This is a genomic window from Niveispirillum sp. FG156 (genome assembly GCF_057809555.1).
In genome coordinates this window covers 25,390-43,971 of the sequence record NZ_JBMDKE010000001.1, presented here as the reverse complement: position 1 = coordinate 43,971, position 18,582 = coordinate 25,390, and the positions used below count along the sequence as shown (strand labels likewise).

Here is an 18,582-nt window from a genome sequence, read left to right as displayed (position 1 = left end):
CCTAAGCGGGGGCCTGACTGTCAATGGAAACATGACGGAGAAAGGACCGGTCACGTATCCAGGAAGCTGCGCAGCTTGCGCGACCGGGACGGGTGCTTCAGCTTGCGAAGCGCCTTGGCCTCGATCTGACGGATACGTTCGCGCGTCACGCTGAACTGCTGCCCCACCTCTTCCAAGGTGTGGTCGGTGTTCATGCCGATGCCGAAACGCATGCGCAGGACGCGCTCCTCACGGGCGGTGAGCGTAGCGAGTATACGGGTCGTGGTCTCGCGCAGGTTCGCCTGGATGGCGGCATCGAGCGGCAGAACGGCGTTCTTGTCCTCGATGAAATCGCCCAGATGCGAATCTTCCTCGTCGCCGATCGGCGTTTCGAGGGAGATCGGCTCCTTGGCGATCTTCAGGACCTTGCGGACCTTTTCCAGCGGCATCATCAGACGTTCGGCCAGTTCTTCCGGCGTCGGCTCGCGCCCGATCTCGTGCAGCATCTGGCGGCTGGTGCGCACCAGCTTGTTGATCGTTTCGATCATGTGCACGGGAATGCGGATGGTGCGGGCCTGGTCGGCGATCGAACGGGTGATCGCCTGCCGGATCCACCAGGTGGCATAGGTGGAGAACTTGTAACCGCGCCGATACTCGAACTTATCCACAGCCTTCATCAGGCCGATATTGCCTTCCTGGATCAGATCCAGGAACTGCAAGCCACGGTTCGTGTACTTCTTGGCGATGGAGATCACGAGGCGAAGGTTGGCCTCCACCATCTCCTTCTTGGCACGGCTCGCCTCCTTCTCGCCCTTCTGGACGGTGGAGACGATGCGGCGGAACTCACCGATGGGCAGACGCGCCTGGCTGGACACTTCCGAGATGCTCTCACGGACGCGGCCCACCTCATAGGACGAACGCTCAGCGAACTTGGCCCAGGCCTTGGAGATGCTCTTGCAGCGATCCAGCCATTTCGGGTCCAGTTCCGACCCGTAATAGTGCTGCAGGAAGTCTTCGCGCTTCACCCGGCAATCGGTCGCCAGACGCAGCAGACGGCCTTCAAAGCCCAGTAGCTTGCGGTTCAGGGCATAGAGCTGTTCGACCAGCTGTTCGATACGGCCATTGTTCAGGCGCACGGAATTGACCAGTTCGGTCAGTTCAGCCTTCACCTTGTCGTACTTCTTGTCGGAGCCCTTGGGCAGGTCCTGACCGCTCTGCAAAAGGCCCAGGCGCTCTTCCTGCAATTTATGCAGACGCTCATAGGTTTCCTCGATCTTGCCGAAGGTCTCCAGAACCTTGGGCTTCAGCTCGGCTTCCATAGCGGAGAGGGAGACATTGCCCTCCTCCTCAGCTTCACCAGCCGCCGCTCCCTCGCCCTCCGGGCGCTCACCTTCCTCTTCCTCACGCTCGGCGGCGGGACCGTCCAGCGCTTCGGGCGGCAGTTCACCGGCTTCCGGGTCCACGCCATAGGAGGCGTCCAGATCGATGATGTCGCGCAGCAACATCTTGCCGTCCTGCAGCGACTGATGCCACTCGATAATGGCCTGAATGGTCAGCGGCGATTCACAGATCGCGCCGATCATCATCTCGCGGCCGGCCTCGATGCGCTTGGCGATGGCGATTTCGCCCTCGCGGCTCAGCAGCTCCACCGACCCCATTTCGCGCAGATACATGCGCACAGGATCGTCGGTGCGGCCGATATCGTCATCGTCCAGGTTACCGGACTGACGGCCTTCGCCTTCACCTTCGTTGCCGCTGCTTTCATCGGCTTCTTCGGCCTCGACGACGTTGATGCCCATTTCGGACAGCAAGGCCATCGTGTCTTCGATCTGTTCGGACGAGGAGCTGTCCGGCGGCAAAGCCGCGTTGAGTTCGTCATAAGTGACGTACCCACGCTCCTTGCCGCGCGCGATCATCTTCTTGACGGCAATGGCCATGCCGTCCATCAGAGGGCCATTGGCTTCCTCTTCCCGCTGCTCCGACACTTCTGCCGTCTGCGCCGCTTTCGTCGCCATTCGTTCGCTGCCCCCGCACTCTTAAGGCTGCCACCGGTAAACGCAAATGGACGACTCGGGCAAGGGCCCGGTCATCCGACGAAACTCTTCCTGGCTATAACTTTGGCAAGAGGCTGGAAACTGTGTTCGCCAAGACACAGTTTTGCAGGACAAATGCGTCGCACGACGCCCGAATGCTCGGCCGCCCGCCCATTATCCGTCCCCTTCCGTCAGGTCATCGGCATGGCCCCGGAGAATCAGCAGCTCCCGTTGCAGCGCGCGTAATCGTGCCAGATCATCCTCACTGAATGTCTCGGCAAACCGTCTCTCGGCATCGCGCAGCTCGCGTTGAAGCAAACCATCCTCGGAACTCAGCCAAACCTCCTGCCAGCCACTCTTCGCGGTTTCGAACGACGCTCCTGGTTGCGCGAATTTCGGCATGTCTGCATTCAGCAGACTATCCAGCGTCTCGGAAAAACCACGACCAGACAGGTGGCGTCTCAAAGCCTCCGCGTCAAGTGTTGATTCGGCGGTTAGGCATGCAACAAGCGCTTGGCGCAGCGCCTCCATCTCGCCATCCGCGAATTCCGCGCCGGCCAGCGTCTCCCCCACATCCTGAAAAAGATCCGGATGATGCACGATGGTCAGCACCAGATAGCGTTCGCGCCGGCGCGGTTCGGTGCGCAAGGTGCCGGACCGGAAACGGCTGTCCCACAGGCGGCTGACGGGCACGTCGCCGGGCATCAGCCGACGCGGGCGCCCGCCGCCCCGATCCCCCCCTAGCCCGCCGAACCCACCGCCAAACCCGCCCCCACTGGCCCGGATGGCGGCGCGCAGCTTCTCGCGCAGGACGGAGCGGTAGCTGTATTGCACCGACTTGTCGGTGACCTTCTCCATCATCTGGTTGATGCCGGTCTCGATCCGCAGGCGGCCATCCGCCGTCTTCGGGTCCTCGCCCTGGCGCACCATCTCCCAGATGAAATCCTCCAGCGACAGAGCGCGGTCCAGGATGGCGGTGAACGCATCCGGCCCGCCCGACCGGATCAGGCTGTCCGGGTCTTCCTTGTCGGGCATGAAGGCGATGCGGACGGTGGCGTCGGGCACCAGGATGGGCAGCACCCTTTCCACGGCCCGCTGTGCCGCCCGCCGCCCGGCATTGTCGCCGTCAAAGCACAGGATGGGGTTGCGCTGCCCCTCCGGTGCCAGTTTCCACAGCACCTGGATCTGCGTCTCCGTCATGGCGGTGCCCAGCGGGGCCACCGCCCCCCCGAACCCCGCCTGCACGCAGGAGATGACGTCCATATAGCCTTCGGTGACGATCAGCCGCTGACCGTCCGCCGCCGCCTGCCGGGCGCGCGACATGCCGTAGAGAAGGTTACCCTTGTGGAACAAAGGGTTCTCAGCGGAATTGATATATTTCGGCCCATCGCCTTCCAGGATACGCCCGCCGAACGCCACCACTTGCCCCCGCCGGTCGGTGACGGGGAACATGACGCGGTTCCAAAAGAAATTGCGGATGGGCCGCCCGGCCTCGGCCCGCTTGAACAGGCCGACCTCCACCATGTCAGCCTCGCTATACCCGGCCTCCAGCAGCAGGGCGCGCAACGGCCCGCCCTCCTGCGGGGCATAGCCCAGACGAAAACGGGCAATCCCCTCCTCATCCAGGCCGCGACGGCGCAGATAATCCAGCGCGTTGCGCCCGCTGGGGCTGAACAACTCGCGCTCATAATATTTGGTAGCGCGCTCGACGAGGTCATAGAGCGATTTCTGCCGCTCATATTGCTGGCGCTCCTGCGGGCTGGCCTGCGGCACTTGCAGACCAGCTTCACTAGCAAGATGCTCTACAGCTTCCATAAATGATAAGTTATCATGGCGCATGACAAATCCAATTTGATCGCCATGAGCCCCACAACCAAAACAATGAAAGAAATTCTTTTGGTCATTTACATAAAAACTGGGCGTCTTTTCATTGTGGAAGGGACACGGGGCTTTGAATTCCCGCCCAGCCCTTTGCAGGCGCATGCGTTTCATCACCACTTCCGACACGGAAAGGCGGGAACGCAACTCTTCCAGGAACTGCGGCGGCAAGGCCATCGGGGCTGATATCTCAAAGGCTTCGAATGCGGATCAGCCAGGGAGCATATCCCAGGCGGTGGCCCCAATGCCACGCGCACCGGCATCCGTGCCCAGATGGCCCCATGATTCACAGCCTGTGGATAAATCCAATTTGGTTCGAAATTCGTCGGTACGGAGATTGCTTGCCCTTGGAAACAAAGTTTCCCGTACGAAGGGCATGCGCCATGAATATCAGCTCCATGTTCTCCTCCTCCGCGATCCTGTCGCGGCTGCAGGTGAAGTCACCCACCAGCACGCAGACCCAGGCCCCCGCCGCCAAGACGGGCACAGCACCGCCCGACCCGGCGGCGCAGCAAAAGGAGGAGATGGCGGGGCTGAAGAAGGAGCGCGAGGCCTATGACGCCGCGCGGAACAACGAAATCCAACGTCGGCAGCGGGAATTCGAGATGACCCATGGCCGCAAATATGGCCAGGACGGCGACCCACCGCTGGCCTTCCAGATGGCCCTGCCCGCCAATGAGCGCGGCTACCTGCCCTTCGTGCCCGCCGACACGCAGAAGGCCATCGACGCCATCACGGACAAGTACCGCAACCAGGAAAATCTTGCCCCGATGTGGGAAGAATTGACCGCTATGGGCCTCAACCCGGATCAGCTGACCAAGTCGGCAAAATATTTCATCTCCCTGGATGGCCGCATGGTCACGCGGGAGGACGCGTCCAAGGGCGTGGACATCAAGGTGTGAGGATGGCGTCGATCAACGGGTCATTGGCCGGATTGAATGGATTAACGAAGCGAACCCCGTCCAGCACCCCGCCCATCCTGAAAATCCTCACTGAGCAGCATGCCAGCCCCGGCCCGGCGGGAAACAGACCAGATCATGGCATCCCAGATGGAAAGGCCATGATCGCGATGGGCACGTAAGGCTGTAAGCACATCCTCTGTCAGGGTACCCGCAGTCGGAAACTCGGCATTAAATGCCTCAACATACACATGGGCTGCATCCGGATTCGCGAGCTTCTTGCGCAGCACGACAGCTGAGAACTCAATAAGTGCCTGGATAGGTGGGATGCCGTTCTTACCCCGCCCCAAGCGGTCAATGATGAACAAGGCCCGCGCATGCTTGATGCTGTCACCCGTAGATGAAACTGCATAAACCAGCACATTTGTGTCGATGGCGACCTTCATCGACGATGCAATTCCTCGCGGTCAATCCCGCCATGAAAATCCAGGGGAAGGCCCTGACGGAGCAAGCTCATGAGACGATCATGCGTCGATGGCTTTTCCTCCTCAACCTCAGCAACCGGCATCACTACCGCCACGGGGCGGCCATCGCGGGTGATGGTCAGGGATTGTCCCGCCTCCACCTGCGCCAGCAGCCTGTCGAAGTTGCGACCGGCATCATCCGCGCTGATCACGCCGTCATCCATGGCCCTGCCTCTGCTTCACGGGACAAGGCGATTATGGGCCTGAAAGCCGCGCCGGGCAAAGGGAAACGCCCTATCCCAGCAGCACGATCCCATAGTCGCCGATGATGCGGAAACCCAGCGACAGATAGGCCCGGCGGGCCGGCTCATTCTGCCTGGCCGTGAACAGGACCGCCGTTTCGGCCCCATCATCCCGTGCCGCCAGCAGGGCACCTGCCACCACGGCCCGCGCCAGTCCCCGACCGCGCAGCGGCACCGGCGTCCAGACCCCGCCGATCTGCACCGTATCGGGGACGCGGGCATTATGGGTGGCCATGGACAGTGGCACACCGTCCACCCCCATCACCACAAACGCATCACCCGCCACGACCCAGGCGGCCACATCGGCGGCGGCGCGGGTGCGCATATGCGCGCTGTCGACGTCCCCCAGCGTTTCAAGGCAATAGCCCACGCGCCAGGATGACAGCAGCGGGATATCGCCGGCGTCGGCCCGCCGCCATGAAAGCGTGCGGTCAGCCAGCGCTGATGGCACCTTCAGATCGGACAAAGGCAGGTCGAACAGATCCTCCGCCCCATCCTTCAACAGGGGCCGGTCGGGGAACAGGGTCTGCACCGCGCGCACCGCCGGCAGCGGCCCGATGATCCCGGCCACAGCACGGTCGCCCGCCGCCAGATGAAAGCGCGCGAGCCCAATGGCGTCGTCCGGCTTCGCCTGGATCAGCAGGTTGCCGTTCCAGGCATGGGACACCACGCCGTGGACGGCGCCATCGCCATCCACCAGCGCCGCATAGCGGGCATGATAGCGCTCGGCCCGATCCGCCAGCCCGACGCGCCGCACATTGGAACGCAGGAACATGGATGTCGCCGGATGACGGGCCAGATAGGCATCCAGCCGGCCCTCATCACCCGGCAGCAGCAGCCGGATGGGCATCACAGGATCAGTTGGCCAGCTTTTCGCGCACCAGGGCGCTGGCCTTGGTAAAGTCCATCTGGCCCGCGAAACGACCGCGCAGTTCGGCCATCACCTTGCCCATATCCTTGACGCCGGTGGCACCCAACTCGGCGATCAGGGCGGCGATGGCTTCGCGGGTGTCATCCTCACTCAGCTGTTTGGGCAGGAAGGCTTCGATCACGTCGATCTCTTCCCGCTCCTGCTGGGCCAGCTCGGTACGGCCACCCTGCTCATACATGATGATGCTTTCGCGGCGCTGCTTCACCATGGTCTGCAGCATCGACAGGATGGCGGCATCATCGATGCCATCCTGATTGCCGCTGGTGCGCGCCGCGATATCGCGGTCCTTCAACGCCGCCAGGATCAGCCGCAGGGTGGCAACGCCGCGGCTGTTCTTGGCGCGCATCGCATCCTTCAGGGCTTCGTTCAGCGTCTGGCGCAGCATTGGATAACTCCAGGGTACAGGTGAAACAGCCGGCAACATTATCCAAACAGGCCATCGGATGCCAGCGAATAGGAATGGCTCGCGTCGCCGCATGGAAACACCCCTTCCGGCGCCGGTGATGCGACACCCAATGATGGCGCGTGGCAGGGGCGCGCCCACGTTGGTTGACCCCGCGCGCCCGAATGGCTAATTCACCTTCAGAACCGTACCGGCCCTGGCCGGCGCGCGGCATCGGCGCGGCCCTTCGCCCGGCGGGATTACCCGGCGGATGATCGGACCCGCGACGCGACTGCGGGCAGGCCGCCCCGCCTTTCGGGCGGGAAGGCACGGCCTTTTCACCGGCGCTCCGGCGCCGATCTCGCAGATAAAGGTGCCCGCCATGTCCGACACCCCGCCGATGGGTTCCCCCACCCGCGCGCCCGCTCCCAAGGGAGCCACGGGCGTTCTCGTCCTGGCCGATGGTTCGGTCTTCTGGGGACGCGGTGTGGGCGCCGTGGGCCACAGCGTGGGTGAGGTGTGCTTCAACACCTCCCTGACGGGCTATCAGGAAATCCTGACCGACCCGTCCTATGCCGGTCAGATCATCACCTTCACCTTCCCCCATATCGGGAATGTCGGCACCAATCCGGAAGATATCGAGACGGTGACGCCGGTGGCGCGCGGTCTGATCATCAAGGCCGACATCACCGAACCCGCCAACTGGCGCGCCACGCAGCATCTGGATGCCTGGCTGAAAAGCCATAATCTGGTCGGCCTGTCGGGCATCGACACCCGTCGCCTGACTCGCCGCATCCGCGACAATGGCGCGCCCAACGGCGTGATCGCCCATTCGCCCGATGGCGTGTTCGATATCGACGCCCTGGTGAAGATGGCTAAAGGTTGGCCCGGCCTGGAAGGCATGGATCTGGCCAAGGACGTGACGACCCGCCAGACCTATAGCTGGGACGAATCGATCTGGTCCCTGAAGGACGGCTACGGCAAGCAGACCGAGCCGAAGCATCATGTCGTCGCCATGGATTTCGGCGCCAAGCGCAACATCCTGCGCTGCCTCGCCGCCTCGGGCTGTAAGGTGACGGTGGTCCCGGCCACCACGACGGCAGAGGAAATCCTGGCGCTGAACCCCGACGGTATTTTCCTGTCCAACGGCCCCGGCGATCCCGCGGCCACGGGCGAATATGCCGTGCCGACCATTGCGCGGCTGGTGGATAGCGGCAAGGCCGTGTTCGGCATCTGCCTGGGTCACCAGATGCTGGCCCTGGCGCTGGGCGGTCGCACCGTGAAGATGGAAAAGGGCCATCGCGGCGCCAACCATCCGGTGAAGGATATCGCGTCGGGCGTGGTGGAGATCACCAGCCAGAATCACGGCTTCGTCGTCCTGCGCGAAAGCCTGCCGGAAGAGGTGGAGGTCACCCACGTCTCCCTGTTCGACGGCACCAATGAAGGCATCCGCTTGTCGGGCCGTCCCGTCTTCTCGGTGCAGTACCATCCCGAAGCCAGCCCCGGCCCGGAGGACAGCCATTATCTGTTCGACCGGTTCATCGCTGCCATTGAAGGGCACTACTGAGGTGACAGTGGATCTGGGCCTTATCCGTCTTGGTGAATGGGACCGCCCCTCCGGCATGCCAGAGGGGTTGGCCGGACTGGTCGCCAGCTGGCCGGTCATCAACCGCTCCCCCGGGGGGGAGGCGTTCCTGGATGGCAGCGGCCTGATCCGCGTCAGTGACGTCTGGAACCTGCCCAACGGCGCCTTCACGACCGACCGGCCCCTCGATATCCATGCCGGCTGGGCCGTGGCCCGGCTGGTCGATACGGTGTGGAAGCTGATCGAGGTGGCACCCGCACATCCGCGCGATGCGGGCCGTGCGCTTTTGCGCGACCGGGCCGAACGGCTGCTGCAGGGCCGCCGCTGGACCGGTGGCGACCTGGAGGCGCTGGACAGCCTGTTGAAGGCTGCGCCCGTGTCACAAGCCGCGTTCCTGTCCGCCGATGCGGGCCGCGAACGCGCCCTGAAATCCTTGATCAAGCTGCGACTGGCCTTTGTGGCCGATGGGTTCCACCCTGCCCTGCCCGCCCCGGTGGCCGATCTTCTGGCCGATAGTCCCGTCCTGTGGCTGGATGCCGATGCTCAGGAAGTGGCCGAACAGGTCATGGCGCATAGCCGCCGCCGCATGGAGGTCTCGGCCAAGCGCGTGGCGCGCGATGACAAGCAGCGCGGCGCGGACCTGAAAGACAGCATCGCTGAGGCCGTGAGGGCCGTGTTCCCCGGCATGCCGGAGGATGTGTCCCTGTCGGTGGCCGCCCGTCTGGCGCCCGCCGCCATCAAGCTGGGCCGGCGTCCCGGCACCCAGGCCATTGTCGACTGCACCGCCGAACTCCGCCTGGACCGCTGGCGTCAGGTGATTATCGGCGATCCGCGCGTGTCGGCCCGTCTGGCCGCCATGCAGGCCAAGGGCGACAATAACCGCGCCCGCAAACGCTATCGCGACCAACGCGCCCTGGAACAGGTTGCCGAAGAGATCGCACGTTGGCGGGGCAATCTGGAACCGGTGACCTCGCGCTGGCTGGGGGATGTGGTGTGATCCTGTCGCATGCGCTACGCTTATGCGACAACACACCACCTCAACGCCCCGACACCTGCTTGCCCGTCACCGGATCATCGGTGATCAACCCATCCACGCCCCATTCGATCAGCCGCTTCATATCGGCGGGATCATTGACGGTCCAGGGGATGACCTTCAGGCCCAGACCCTGCGCCTCCCTCACCAGTTCCGGTGTCAGGTTCAGGTGATAGGGTGACCAGACCGCCCCGCCCGCCGCCTTGATCGCCGCCGGCAGACTGCCGCCATGGCGGACGGGGTCAAAGCCGGCGGTCCAGGGGCTGCTGCCCGTCATGGAGACGTTGCTTTCTTCCGGATCAATGATGGTCAGGTAGGCGGTAGCGATCTCCGGCGCGATGCGCCGCACCACCTGCAGGGTCCGCCAGTCAAAGCTCTGGATGGTCACCCGGTCCGCCAGACCCGCGTCGCGCACCTGCCGTACCAGCTGGGTGGCAAACGTTTCGGGATCGATACTATCGCCCGGATTGGTGGGATCAATCTTCGTTTCGATATTAAAACGAACCTTGGTATCGCTCCGCCTCTTCACCAGATCGAACAGGGATGCCAGTGTCGGCACCCGCGTGCCATCCATGGGCATCTGGCGGGGGAAGCGCTTGGCATAGGCGCCGTCGGGCCGGATGCGCCCCACATCAATGGCCTGCACCTCGGCCAGGGTCAGGCTGTGCCAGGTGGGCTGCGGTCCCTCCACCCACTGGCCCTTGCAGCGGGCCAGATTGGCATCGACATGCCGGTCATGGGCGATGATCAGGATACCATCCTTGGTGACGCCCGTATCCAGTTCCAGCGTATCGACACCCAATTCCAGCGACCGCTCAAAGGCCGGCAGGGTGTTCTCCGGCCACAGGGCACGACCGCCGCGATGGGCCTGAAGATCAAAGGCGGCCGCAGGAAAGGCGGCCAGAATCAAGGGGATCAGCAGGGCAAAAAGGCGCATATCGACATCCGTTCTTTCGGTCTGCTACGGACCATAGGGCGGATGCGTTACGGTTTCATGGCAAGGAGTTCATGGCAGGGTGATCGACATTCCATGCCGTTCGCGCGCCATCAGACAGGCCTCGTCGCCGGCCACGCAATCGTGACAGACGATGGGCCGGTCGGCATAGATGGTACAGGCCACATGCTCCCCCACCGTGCCGGACAGAGCGGCACAGCGTTCCCCGGTCCAGCGCATGCCCGATCCATCTGGTGCCACCATCGCCTCCGGGATGCGGGCAATGTCGGCATCCTCCTCCAGCGAGAATCGCGGCCAGTCGGCGGCATAGGCGCAGCAGGCCCCGCATTCCTGACAGGCAAAGGGGGGTGGGTCTGGTTGCTGGTCCAAGAATGCCGCCATGAAAGGGGTGTCCCGGTTTGTGACCGACGCCGGCCCGCTTGGCAAGGGTTTGCCCTCTGCTATAAAGCCGACAGAAGCCAAGGAACGCGCCCATGCAAGAAATCTATGTCGATGCCGATGCCTGCCCCATGAAGGAGGAGACGTTCCGCGTCGCCGAACGGTATGGCATGCCGGTACATTTGGTGGCCAATGGTCCGCTGCGCGTGCCACCAGGCGGGCTGGTGCGGATGGTCGTCGTGTCCGACGGGTTCGATGCCGCGGATAACTGGATTGCGGAACATTGCGGGGCCGGCGACATCGTGGTGACCGCCGATATCCAGCTGGCCAAGCGCTGTCTGGATGCGGGCGCCAAGGTGCTGGGCAATAATGGTCGCCCCTTTACAGCTGCCAATATCGGCTCGGCACTCGCCAGCCGCGCCCTGATGCAGGATCTGCGCGATATGGGCGTGGTCCAGGGCGGCAACGCCCCCATGACCAAGGCCGACAAGAGCAAGTTCCTTCAGGAACTGGACAAGATGGTCAATGAGGTGAAGCGGGGACGGTAACGCACCCCGCCCGTTCGTTTTCCTCAAACGCCGGCGCGGCATCCGCCGCTTGGCTTACGCCGCACGTGCGGCGCGGTGGCAGTCGCCACCGGAGCTGCTTTCGGTAAACCGAAAACAGCTCTACAGATAACGCGCCCGCAGATGCGCCTTGAAGATGCCGGCATCCAGGGGCTTGCCGGTCGCGCGGATCAGGATGTCGCGGGCCGACAGGTACCGACCCCAGCGATGGACATTCTCGCCCAGCCAAGAGACCAGATCGCGGAAATCCCCACGCCCGATCTGATCGGCCAAATCGGGGATCGAGGCGGATGCCGCCTGGAACAGCTGTGCCGCCATCATGGCGCCCAGCGTGTAGGTGGGGAAATAGCCCCAGGCCCCGCTGGGCCAATGGATATCCTGCAGGCAACCATGGGCCAGATCGGGCGGCGTGATGCCCAGCAGGTCCCGCATGCCCTGATTCCAGGCGTCGGGCAGGTCCATCAACTCCATCCGCCCTTCGATCAGCGCCTGTTCCAGACGCCAGCGCAGGATGACATGGGCGGGATAGGTGACCTCATCCGCGTCCACCCGGATGAAGGTGCGGTCCACGCGGCGGAAGCGGCGGCGCAGGTTTTCCGCCGACCAGGCATCCCCCTCCCGCCCGAATGCCTCGGCCAGTTGCGGGGCCAGCCATTCCAGGAAGCGCGGATGGCGACCCACCTGCATATCAAAGGTCAGGCTCTGACTTTCATGCACGCCCAGACCGCGCGCCTGTCCCACCGGCTGCGCTGTCCAGGCGGCGGGCCGGCCCATCTCATAAAGCGCGTGCCCCGCCTCATGCAGGCCAGATTTCAGCGATTTGAAGAAATTATCGGGGTCCAGGCGGGTGGTGATGCGCACATCGCCCGTGGCCCCGCCGCAAAACGCGTGCAGCGACTGATCCACCCGTCCCTGAAAGCCCAGGATGCCGGCCAGACGCTGCACCAGCGCACGCTGCGCCTCCACCGGGAACGGCCCTTCGAACGGTTCCGACCGGGGCTCGTCCGCCTGTACCGCCTCAACCTCTGCCAGGAAACCCGGCAGGAAGGCGGCGTAATCGTCGAAGACGGGGCCAAAGTCCGCCACGCGGCTGCCCGGCTCATAAAGCTCATGCAGCGCGTCATAGAGGCCGCAATTCAGCATGGCGGCATTGGCCGCCGCGATCTCCCGCTGATGGTTCAGGACCTTTTGCAGGTGCGGCAACAGTAGATTGAAATCATTCTCCGCCTTGGCCGTGCGCCAGACCATCTCGCACCGGGCGGCATCGCGGGCATTGGCTTCCACCAGATCGGCGGGCACGGCAGTGGCCAGAAGGTGCTCCCGCCGCATCTCCGACAGATTGGCGCGCTGCCAGTCATCCAGATGGCCGGCATCGGATTCGGCACGGTCCAGCCAGTCGGCCACGGCGGGGTCCATCAGCGCGCCATGGATGGCGCCCTCCAATGCCGCCACCTGATCGGCGCGGGCGGGGGATGCCGCCGTCGGCATCATGGTCCGGCTGTCCCAGTTCAGTATGCCCAAGGCCCCCTGCAACCCGGCGCGGCGGGCAAAATGTTTTTCCAGGGCGGCATAGGCGGACAGATTCATGGTTCTTCCCGGCGGCGAAAACTGGCGGCGATGAACACACCGATCAGGGTCAGGGCAAGCCCGTACCAGGTCAGCGCGTAGGAGAGATGGTCATTCTTCAGGGCGACAATGGTACGCCCGCCGATGGGCAGACCGCCAGGGTTGGCGGTGGCATCGGCCTGCAGGACCAGGGGTGCCAACCGCTCCACCCCGGCGATACCGGCCAGCGCCTGCATATCCAACCAGAAGAAGGTGCGGGTGACGGGGTCATTATCGGGCTGCATGAAAACCCGGTCCTGCGGCACGCGGGCAATGGCGCTGATGGTGACGCTGCCCTCCACCTGGCCCGGCGCGCGGCTGGCGGGATCACGCTTGTCCAGCGGCACCCAGCCCCGGTCGATCAGGACGGTACCCGCCCCGTCATCGCGTACCAGGGGGGTGAGGACATGCACGCCCTGTTCCTGCCGACCATCGGGCCGGGGATAAAGGCGGGGGCCGATAGTGGCCTCTTTGTCATGCAGAAAGCGCCCCGTGACCCGGACGCGGACATAGTCCCAATCGGCGGGTCTGTCGATGCTGGCGGGCAGTTCCACCGGATCGGCGGCCAACCCGGCCTCTACACGGCGGATCAGATCGGTTTTCCAGCCCAGCCGCTCCACCTGCCACGTGCCCAGACCCAGCAGGATGGCGAGCGCGATGAAGGCGGCGATGGAGGGGATCAGGCGCGGTCGGAACTGACGACGGGCGGCGGACATGGGTTTCAGCCCTCCCCGCCCTCATCCTGATCCTCGCCGAACTGATCCCGGCGATAGCGATACTGGGCGGCAATGGTCAGCGCCTTGGCCGGACGCATGAGGCCCAGCGTGGCGCCAATGATGATCGGACCCCAGAGCAGCAGCAGGACCCAAAGCGGCCAATCGACCTTCAAGGCGAAGATCAAGGCGGCGGGGACCAGCGTGAAGCCCAGGATGAAGATCAGAAAAACAGCCGGGCCGTCCCCGCTGTCGGCGGCGGCCACATCAAGGCCACATACCGGACAGCGGTCGACGACCCGCATGAAGCCCTTGAACAGGGCACCCTGGCCGCAGCGTGGGCAGCGGCACCGCAAACCCACGCTGAGCAGGGAGGATGGCGTCTCCGTCACGGGGAAGCCCCCGCCCCGGATCAGTGGGCGACCCAGGCCCCACCGGCACCCCACCAGTAGATGGAGATGAACAGGAACAGCCAGACCACGTCCACGAAGTGCCAGTACCAGGCGGCGGCTTCAAAACCGAAATGGCTTTCGGCGGTGAAGTGGCCCTTCTTGGTGCGGAAATAGCAGACGGCCAGGAAGATCGTGCCGATCAGCACGTGGAAACCGTGGAAGCCGGTCGCCATGAAGAAGGCCGAGGAATAGACGTTGGCGCCAAAGCCGAAAGTGGCATGGCTGTACTCATAGGCCTGGAAGCCCGAGAAGATCACGCCCAGCAGGACGGTGATGCCCAGAGCCCTGGCGGCCTCCTTCATCTTGCCTTCCACCATCGCATGGTGCGCCCAGGTCACGGTGGTGCCGGACAGCAGCAGGATGACGGTCATCAGGAACGGCAGGTCGAACGGGTTGAAGGGAACGGTACCCTTCGGCGGCCACACGCCGCCATTCGCCTCAACACGGGCATACTGGATCACTTCGTTATGGAAGATCGAAGCGTCGAAGAAGGCCCAGAAGAAGGCGGAGAAGAACATCACTTCCGACGCGATGAACAGCGACATGCCATAGCGCAGGCCGATCTTCACGACGGGGGAATGGGCCTTCTCGACCACCGATTCCTTCACGATATCGCGCCACCAGCCGAACATGCAGCCCAGCACGGCGGTCAGGCCGGCGGCCAGCAGGTACCAGCCATGGCCATGGAACTTCATGACCAGACCCGTGGCCAGCAGGCCAGCGGCGAACGCACTCAGCATGGGCCAGGCGCTCGGATTGACCAGGTGGTAGGGCTGCGGAATGCCATCCCCGGTATTGCCGCCACCGATATGGGCGTTGACGTCAGCCATCTCTCTTTTCCCTCAAACCAAGGAACTTTGGATCATACGTGACTTGTGGGCGCAGGCCTTACGACCTGTTCCCCGGGGCAGCACCGGAGGTCGGTTTATCCACCGAACCTTGGGCATTCCCTTGGTAATCCTTCCCATTCGCGCCGTCCAGTGGTCCGGCTGCCGCACCCTTCCCCGGGCTCGGCAACGCAGCGCTCTGATCAGCGGCGCGGAAGAAGGTATAGGACAGTGTAATGGTCTTCACATCGGCCATTTCCGGGTCGTCGGCCATGGCCGGATCGACATAGAAATTAACCGGCATGTCGATCGACTGTCCGGGCTCCAGCTTCTGCTCGGTAAAGCAGAAGCACTGAATCTTGTTGAAATACTGCCCCGCCTTTTCCGGCGTGACATTGTAGGTCGCAGTGCCGATGACGGTACGATCTTCCAGGTTCTTTGCCCGATAGGCGATGGTCATCGCCTCACCCACATGCACATCGACCGCATGGGTATCGGGCTTGAATTCCCAATTGATGGAATTGTTCACGTCGGCATTGAACCGCACCGTGACCACCCGCTCCAGCGCCTTGTCAGGGGCCTTCTCGGCCACCATCGTGGCGCCGCCGAAACCCGTCGCCCGGCAGAACATGTCGTACAGCGGCACCGATGCGAAGGACAGGCCAATCATCCCGGCCACGACCACGCCCAGCTTCACCGCCATGCGTGTATTGCGAAGACCCAGATCCAGGGAATTACCCGGCTTGTCGCTCATGGGAAGGTCCCTCCGCTCATCCGCACCATGGCCACCACATAGATGATGGCAACGAAGGCAAACAGGGCCGCGAGAACGGCGAGGTTCTTGCCGCGCTGCCGGCGATGCAGCTCTGTATCGCCACCATGCTTGCGGGCCGGGCCCTGGTTCTGTTGATCGGTCATTGTCCTGCCTCCCCGCTTAGACCGCCAGATGTTCGCCGATCAGGATCGCGAACAGCAGGAACAGGTAAAGGATGGAAAAGGCGAACATGCGCTTGGCCGGCTTGTGATCCTCGCTGCGCAGCACCTGGACCGCATAGGCGACGAAGGCCAGACCCAGGATGATCGAGCCGGCCAGATAGGTGAGGCCACCGATACCCAGGAAATAGGGGCTGATCGCCAGCGGCAGCAGGATCAGCGTGTAGATCAGCATCTGCTTCTTCGTCTCACGCTCACCGGCGACGACGGGCAGCATCGGCACACCGGCATGCTGGTAATCCAGCTTGCGGAAGATGGCCAGCGCCCAGAAATGCGGCGGGGTCCAGAAGAAGATCAGGGCGAACAGCACGATGGAGGCCAGCGACACATCACCGGTCACCGCGGCCCAGCCGATCATCGGGGGGAAAGCCCCGGCGGCACCGCCAATGACGATGTTCTGCGGCGTCCGCCGCTTCAGCCACATCGTATAGATGAAAATGTAGAAACCCGACGCCAGGGCCAGCAGGCCGGCGGCAACCCAGTTGAGAGCCAGGCCCATCAGGGCGACCGAGGCGATGGTCAGGATGATGCCGAAGGCCAGCGCTTCATCGGCGGGGACCAGCCCTTGCGGGATCGGCCGCTTGGCCGTGCGGTCCATCATCGCGTCGATATCGCGGTCATACCACATGTTGATGGCACCAGCAGCGCCGGAGGCCAGCGCGATGCAGAGCACGGCAACCATGGCCAGCACCGGATGCAGGTGACCGGGGGCCACCACCATGCCGGCGAGGCCGGAAAAAACAACCAGCGACATGACGCGCGGTTTCAGCAGCGCAACATAGTCGCGCACCGTGCCGCTGGACACCGGACTGTCCATGATCTCGGGGGCGATCACGCTGTCGGTCATGATGATGGTCTCTTCACACGCTCAAAAGGAACTGAACTTGGGGGTACTTGGCAAAACCGCGCGGCGGTCGCCCGCCGCGCGGTGTCTGCGAGGGATCAAGGCCGGTGAAGGCCCCGGTCCTGCTTACTTGATCTTCGGCAGGATCTCGAACTGGTGGAACGGCGGCGGGGAGGACAGGGTCCATTCCAGCGTCGTGCCACCGGTCTGCCAATAGTCACCTTCGACCTTGCGACCGAACAGCTGCGTGTAGATGGCCATCACACAGAAGAACACGGTCGAACCGAAGGAGATGTAGGCGCCGTAGGAGGAGATCATGTTCCAGAAGTGCAGCGCGTCCGGATAGTCGGGCATACGGCGAGCCATGCCGGCCAGGCCCAGGAAGTGCTGCGGGAAGAAAATCAGGTTCACGCCGATGAAAGTCGTCCAGAAGTGCAGGTGACCCGCCCATTCCGGATGCTGACGGCCCGACATCTTGCCAACCCAGTAATAGTAACCGGCGAAGATCGCGAACACGGCACCCAGCGACAGCACATAGTGGAAGTGCGCAACCACATAGTAGGTGTCGTGCATGGCGATATCCATGCCGCCATTGGCCAGCACCACACCCGTGACGCCACCGATGGTGAACAGGAAGATGAAGCCGATCGCCCAGACCATCGGCACCTTGAACTCGATGGAGCCGCCCCACATGGTGGCGATCCAGGAGAAGATCTTCACGCCCGTCGGGACAGCGATGATCATGGTGGCAGCGGTGAAGTAGGCGCGGGTATCGACCGACAGGCCGACCGTGAACATGTGGTGGGCCCACACGATGAAGCCGACGACGCCGATGGCGACCATGGCATAGGCCATGCCCAGATAACCGAACACCGGCTTCTTGGAGAAGGTCGAGATGATGTGGGAGACGATGCCGAAGGCCGGCAGGATCATGATGTACACTTCGGGGTGACCGAAGAACCAGAACAGATGCTGGAACAGGATCGGGTCACCACCGCCGGCCGGATTGAAGAAATCCGTGCCGAAATTGCGGTCGGTCAGCAGCATGGTGATGGCGCCGCCCAGGACGGGCACGGCCAGCAGCAGCAGGAACGCGGTCACCAGCATGGCCCAGACGAACAGCGGCATCTTGTGCAGCGTCATGCCCGGTGCGCGCATGTTGAAGATCGTGGTGATGAAGTTCACCGCACCCAGGATCGACGACGCACCGGCCAGATGCAGGGCGAAGATCGCCATGTCGACCGACGGGCCGCTATGGCCGTACTCCGAAGAGGAGAGCGGCGGATAGACGGTCCAGCCCGTACCGGCGCCGGGACCGACAAAGGCGGAACCCAGCAGCAGCAGGAAGGCCGGAACGATCAGCCAGAAGCTGATATTGTTCAGGCGCGGGAAGGCCATGTCCGGCGCGCCGACCATCAGCGGCACGAACCAGTTGCCGAAACCGCCGATCAGCGCGGGCATGACCACGAAGAACACCATGATCAGGCCGTGGGCCGTGATGAACACGTTCCACTGCTGGCCGGTGTCGGCGCCGAACGCCATCATGTACTGGATGCCCGGATCCTGCAGCTCAAGGCGCATGATCACGGAGAACAGGCCGCCAATGAGGCCTGCCAGCACCGAGAAATACAGATAAAGCGTGCCGATATCCTTGTGGTTCGTCGAGAACAACCAGCGCTTCACAAAGCCAGGCTTGTGATCGTGGTGATCGTGGGCGTGCGCCCCGGTGACAGCACCCATGGTATTACCCTCTCTTCCGAACC

The 18,582-nt window shown here is 63.5% G+C and carries 20 protein-coding genes; 4 read left to right on the top strand and 16 right to left on the bottom strand.

Features of this window, described 5'->3' with window-relative positions:
- Positions 1-50: 50 nt before the first annotated feature.
- Together rpoD and dnaG are read right to left on the bottom strand one after the other, a co-directional pair.
- Complete coding sequence (gene rpoD, locus ACODSP_RS00225) at positions 51-1,994, bottom strand: RNA polymerase sigma factor RpoD (protein ID WP_488963633.1); 1,944 nt, start codon at positions 1,992-1,994, stop codon at positions 51-53.
- Positions 1,995-2,186: 192 nt separating this feature from the next.
- Positions 2,187-4,067, bottom strand: a complete 1,881-nt coding sequence (dnaG, locus tag ACODSP_RS00220; RefSeq protein WP_488963632.1) for a DNA primase — start codon at positions 4,065-4,067, stop codon at positions 2,187-2,189.
- A gap of 206 nt (positions 4,068-4,273) precedes the next feature.
- On the opposite strand from dnaG, the gene ACODSP_RS00215 reads away from it, so the two are divergent.
- A complete protein-coding gene (locus tag ACODSP_RS00215) occupies positions 4,274-4,792 on the top strand; it encodes a hypothetical protein (RefSeq protein WP_488963631.1) in 519 nt (172 codons plus the stop codon).
- 41 nt (positions 4,793-4,833) lie between these two features.
- On the opposite strand, the gene ACODSP_RS00210 is transcribed toward ACODSP_RS00215, so the two are convergent.
- From ACODSP_RS00210 to ACODSP_RS00195, 4 genes are all read right to left on the bottom strand, one after another.
- Positions 4,834-5,235: a PIN domain-containing protein gene (locus ACODSP_RS00210; protein WP_488963630.1), complete on the bottom strand. Its 402-nt coding sequence runs from the start codon at positions 5,233-5,235 to the stop codon at positions 4,834-4,836.
- On the bottom strand, positions 5,232-5,477 hold the full coding sequence (locus ACODSP_RS00205) for a type II toxin-antitoxin system Phd/YefM family antitoxin (RefSeq protein WP_488963629.1): 246 nt from the start codon (positions 5,475-5,477) through the stop codon (positions 5,232-5,234). Before ACODSP_RS00205 ends, ACODSP_RS00210 begins: the two co-directional genes overlap by 4 nt.
- A gap of 70 nt (positions 5,478-5,547) precedes the next feature.
- The gene (locus ACODSP_RS00200; RefSeq protein WP_488963628.1) at positions 5,548-6,405 is read right to left on the bottom strand and encodes a GNAT family N-acetyltransferase; all 858 of its coding nucleotides are present in this window, start codon (positions 6,403-6,405) and stop codon (positions 5,548-5,550) included.
- A gap of 7 nt (positions 6,406-6,412) precedes the next feature.
- Positions 6,413-6,871: a GatB/YqeY domain-containing protein gene (locus ACODSP_RS00195; protein ID WP_488963627.1), complete on the bottom strand. Its 459-nt coding sequence runs from the start codon at positions 6,869-6,871 to the stop codon at positions 6,413-6,415.
- 379 nt (positions 6,872-7,250) lie between these two features.
- On the opposite strand from ACODSP_RS00195, the gene carA reads away from it, so the two are divergent.
- Positions 7,251-8,435, top strand: a complete 1,185-nt coding sequence (gene carA / locus ACODSP_RS00190) for a glutamine-hydrolyzing carbamoyl-phosphate synthase small subunit (RefSeq protein WP_488963626.1) — start codon at positions 7,251-7,253, stop codon at positions 8,433-8,435.
- A gap of 1 nt (position 8,436) precedes the next feature.
- The gene (locus tag ACODSP_RS00185; protein ID WP_488963625.1) at positions 8,437-9,450 is read left to right on the top strand and encodes a hypothetical protein; all 1,014 of its coding nucleotides are present in this window, start codon (positions 8,437-8,439) and stop codon (positions 9,448-9,450) included.
- A 40-nt stretch (positions 9,451-9,490) separates the two neighbouring features.
- Here ACODSP_RS00185 and ACODSP_RS00180 read toward each other — a convergent pair whose 3' ends face one another.
- Both ACODSP_RS00180 and ACODSP_RS00175 read right to left on the bottom strand, forming a co-directional pair.
- The gene (locus ACODSP_RS00180) at positions 9,491-10,423 is read right to left on the bottom strand and encodes a glycerophosphodiester phosphodiesterase (protein ID WP_488963624.1); all 933 of its coding nucleotides are present in this window, start codon (positions 10,421-10,423) and stop codon (positions 9,491-9,493) included.
- A 69-nt stretch (positions 10,424-10,492) separates the two neighbouring features.
- Positions 10,493-10,822 (bottom strand): YkgJ family cysteine cluster protein, encoded by a 330-nt coding sequence (locus ACODSP_RS00175; protein WP_488963623.1) that lies wholly within the window; start codon positions 10,820-10,822, stop codon positions 10,493-10,495.
- Between the two features lie 92 nt (positions 10,823-10,914).
- Between ACODSP_RS00175 and ACODSP_RS00170 the strand changes: the two genes are divergently transcribed.
- A complete protein-coding gene (locus tag ACODSP_RS00170; protein ID WP_488963622.1) occupies positions 10,915-11,367 on the top strand; it encodes a YaiI/YqxD family protein in 453 nt (150 codons plus the stop codon).
- A 120-nt stretch (positions 11,368-11,487) separates the two neighbouring features.
- On the opposite strand, the gene ACODSP_RS00165 is transcribed toward ACODSP_RS00170, so the two are convergent.
- The 8 genes from ACODSP_RS00165 to ctaD form a co-directional block, all read right to left on the bottom strand.
- Entirely contained in the window at positions 11,488-12,972 is a 1,485-nt protein-coding gene (locus ACODSP_RS00165) for a carboxypeptidase M32 (protein ID WP_488963621.1), read from the bottom strand.
- Positions 12,969-13,706: an SURF1 family protein gene (locus ACODSP_RS00160; RefSeq protein WP_488963620.1), complete on the bottom strand. Its 738-nt coding sequence runs from the start codon at positions 13,704-13,706 to the stop codon at positions 12,969-12,971. Before ACODSP_RS00160 ends, ACODSP_RS00165 begins: the two co-directional genes overlap by 4 nt.
- A 5-nt stretch (positions 13,707-13,711) precedes the next feature.
- Positions 13,712-14,095, bottom strand: a complete 384-nt coding sequence (locus ACODSP_RS00155; protein WP_245924190.1) for a DUF983 domain-containing protein — start codon at positions 14,093-14,095, stop codon at positions 13,712-13,714.
- A 20-nt stretch (positions 14,096-14,115) separates the two neighbouring features.
- On the bottom strand, positions 14,116-14,985 hold the full coding sequence (locus tag ACODSP_RS00150; protein ID WP_488963619.1) for a cytochrome c oxidase subunit 3: 870 nt from the start codon (positions 14,983-14,985) through the stop codon (positions 14,116-14,118).
- 58 nt (positions 14,986-15,043) lie between these two features.
- Positions 15,044-15,736 carry a cytochrome c oxidase assembly protein gene (locus ACODSP_RS00145; RefSeq protein WP_488963618.1) on the bottom strand — a complete coding sequence of 231 codons (693 nt, stop codon included), beginning with the start codon at positions 15,734-15,736 and terminating at the stop codon, positions 15,044-15,046.
- Entirely contained in the window at positions 15,733-15,900 is a 168-nt protein-coding gene (locus tag ACODSP_RS00140) for a hypothetical protein (RefSeq protein ID WP_488963617.1), read from the bottom strand. The genes ACODSP_RS00145 and ACODSP_RS00140 overlap by 4 nt, the downstream gene beginning before the upstream one ends.
- Positions 15,901-15,916: 16 nt before the next feature.
- On the bottom strand, positions 15,917-16,822 hold the full coding sequence (gene cyoE / locus ACODSP_RS00135; RefSeq protein WP_488963616.1) for a heme o synthase: 906 nt from the start codon (positions 16,820-16,822) through the stop codon (positions 15,917-15,919).
- 123 nt (positions 16,823-16,945) lie between these two features.
- Entirely contained in the window at positions 16,946-18,559 is a 1,614-nt protein-coding gene (gene ctaD, locus ACODSP_RS00130; RefSeq protein WP_488963615.1) for a cytochrome c oxidase subunit I, read from the bottom strand.
- Positions 18,560-18,582 lie beyond the last annotated feature (23 nt).